The following is a 2,525-nucleotide window of genomic DNA, read 5'->3' as shown; positions in this document are numbered from 1 at the left end:
GCCTGGGCTATGTGCTCTTTTACAACTTCTCGTACTACCTGCACCATCCGCTGGAGATCATCCTGCCCTTTGAATTTTCCGGTGGCATCCGCTTTACCGGCATCACTGGCATGTCCTATCACGGCGGACTCATCGGTGTAGTCGTGGCGACCGTCATTTTCGTGCGTAAAAACCGGTTGGATTTTTTCGGTATGGCCGATCTCATCGTCCCGTGCATTCCACTGGGATATACCTTCGGGCGGGTGGGCAACTTTATCAACGGCGAACTTTTCGGGCGGGTGACGACCCATCCCATCGGCATGTTTTTCCCCTTTGCACCGGGTCCCGGCCGACGGCATCCCTCACAGCTTTACGAGGCATTTTTCGAAGGCATCGTCCTTTTTATCGTCCTGTGGGCGGTCAAAAAGCGGGTCACCACCCGGGGTGCCATGCTGGCCCTCTACCTCATGGGCTACGGCCTGGTGCGCTTTTTCATCGAATATGCCCGCCAGCCTGACGCCCATCTGGGATTTATCTTTTTTTCCCTGTCCATGGGGCAACTGCTTTGCCTGGCCATGGTCCTGGCCGGCGCGCTGTTGCTGCTCTATCTTAAAAAGCTTCAAGCACCCGCCCCCGGGAGGTAAAAGAGATTCCCTGCTGGGTCTTGGTGCTGATCATCACCGACTCGATCAACGGCTCTGCCACCGGCTGCTCCGACTGCCATATGACGATAAATTTGGCGCCGGACCCCCCGCTTTTGTCCGATTCGGGCACCACATAGCGTTTGGTGGCCATGGCATTGAGGGGCAGGGGTTTTTCCAGAAAGTGTTTCAAAAACTTGCCGTCCGAGTCGTAATAATCCACGGCTGTCAAAGTAATGGCATGCGTTCTGTCCGTATTGCGGATACTCAGGGTAGCGGCCAGGTAAAAGGGCTGCTCCCGGTCGCCGCTGTAGATATGGGAATAGAGCGGCACGTATACGGTCTGCCCCTTGAAAAGGCGCATGTCCGCAGCGGCCGTTCGGGTGATGAAACCGCTCGTGAGTGTCAGCAGGACGAATATGATCAACATGGCTTTTGTGGTGGTCGGTCTGGACATCAAACGCCCTCCCTTAAAAGATAACTGCGCACGGTTTGTAAATGCAGCTCGAACTTATTTTTCTTTGTACCAGTATCCTCGGGTCAAATCAATCGGGGATCGGCGGCAGTCAATGCCAAGCCGCATTATATATGAAGCACAGAAAACTTGATTGTTGCCCCGACCGTGACCAGATTCAATCTGTTAACAATTTCATCCAGGAGGATCAAACCATGCCGGAAGTCACAACAACGATATCTCAAATTGAAGGTTCCACCGCCGCACGCACCCAGATTCGTGAGCATGAACTGGCAACCGATCGCCCCGCGGAAAAAGGAGGCGGCAACCAGGGCCCCATGGGCGGTGAACTGTTTGTTGCCAGCCTGGGCGGCTGTTTCATGAGCAACCTTGTCGCCGCTTTCCAGGCGAGGGGGATCGAGCCAAAGGGGCTGTCCGCTACGGTCAGTGGCACGTTGAATGGCACGCCGCCCCGCTTCCAGAAAATGACCATGGCGGTGAATGGCCATGGGATCGATCGAAATCAGATGGAAAAAATGGTTCTGGTCGCCGAACGCGGCTGCATCGTGGCCAATACCTTGAAGCAGTTCATGGATGTGGACATTTCTGTTGGTTGAGGGGTGTCTGTCAGGGCTACCGCAAGAACTCATTCCACCTGATTGCACCTGACGATGGTTCGTCTGCCAGGCAGATCCACCAGCGCATATCGAAGGAGGGCAGGCGACGCACCTACAAGGGGTGCGCTCAGCGTTTCCGATCTTTTGAAAACCACAGGTAGCCCCCCCCGCTGGCATCTGTAGACAGATACAAAAATACCCTGGTGAAATGTCGGTTGGCTGGTGGCTTTGCCATAAATGGCCTTAAAGCGTCGTTTTTGGCCCCAAACTGGACGGATAAGACCATTTGGGGCCCATGTTATTACCTGTTATTGTTTCCTATCAGTATATTGGGCAACCCTATATCTGATCGCTAGTCGGTTGTGGCGTTGCCTGCACCGGGTTGGACGTGCTTACCGGTGCAGGCACGTAGCCTGAACTTGAGCCAGCGTGTCGGGTGGTTGCATCGTCCGCGCAGATGTGATTCGCAGCGCTTGGGCCATCCCTGGATTCACAACGAGATTGTGCGCGGCCGACATTTGAATAAATTCGCACATGCCTTTCAAGGCCTCTTCCCGCGTGGGTTTGGCCGCAAAAAGACCTAACGGTGCACCAATCCACCTCCGCGTTTTGTCCCAGTTCGGAGAGTGGGGGATTTCCATGAGTGCCGCCCAGCGTTTACTGTCTTGTTCACCAACCCGTTTCCAGGGCCAATAAATCCAGCCGCTGATTTGATTTCCGGGCTTTTCAAAATGATTCACGGTGTCGCGAACCCACTGGGTTGTATGTGCGCCAAACTCAGAATTCCACATCGGGGTTTGATGCTTAATAGAAAGGTTCTTCATGGCTTGGACT

The 2,525-nt window shown here is 54.3% G+C and carries 4 protein-coding genes; 2 read left to right on the top strand and 2 right to left on the bottom strand.

What is annotated here, in order from left to right; all coding sequences use genetic code 11:
* Positions 1-623 (top strand): prolipoprotein diacylglyceryl transferase (gene lgt, locus ABYV26_RS24400; RefSeq protein WP_372683949.1); only part of this gene is annotated, 623 nt, incomplete at its 5' end.
* On the opposite strand, the gene ABYV26_RS24395 is transcribed toward lgt, so the two are convergent.
* The gene (locus ABYV26_RS24395) at positions 589-1,077 is read right to left on the bottom strand and encodes a DUF3124 domain-containing protein (RefSeq protein WP_372683948.1); all 489 of its coding nucleotides are present in this window, start codon (positions 1,075-1,077) and stop codon (positions 589-591) included. The two genes, lgt and ABYV26_RS24395, sit on opposite strands and share 35 nt — an antisense overlap.
* 212 nt (positions 1,078-1,289) lie before the next feature.
* Between ABYV26_RS24395 and ABYV26_RS24390 the strand changes: the two genes are divergently transcribed.
* Positions 1,290-1,691 carry an OsmC family protein gene (locus ABYV26_RS24390; protein ID WP_372683947.1) on the top strand — a complete coding sequence of 134 codons (402 nt, stop codon included), beginning with the start codon at positions 1,290-1,292 and terminating at the stop codon, positions 1,689-1,691.
* A gap of 392 nt (positions 1,692-2,083) precedes the next feature.
* Here the strand turns inward: ABYV26_RS24390 and ABYV26_RS24385 are convergent.
* On the bottom strand, positions 2,084-2,525 hold a 442-nt coding region (locus ABYV26_RS24385), incomplete at its 5' end, for a hypothetical protein (protein ID WP_372683946.1).

Source organism: Desulfosarcina sp. (assembly GCF_041551955.1).
In the GTDB taxonomy this organism is placed as follows: domain Bacteria; phylum Desulfobacterota; class Desulfobacteria; order Desulfobacterales; family Desulfosarcinaceae; genus Desulfosarcina.
This window is presented reverse-complemented; position numbering and strand designations above follow the sequence as displayed.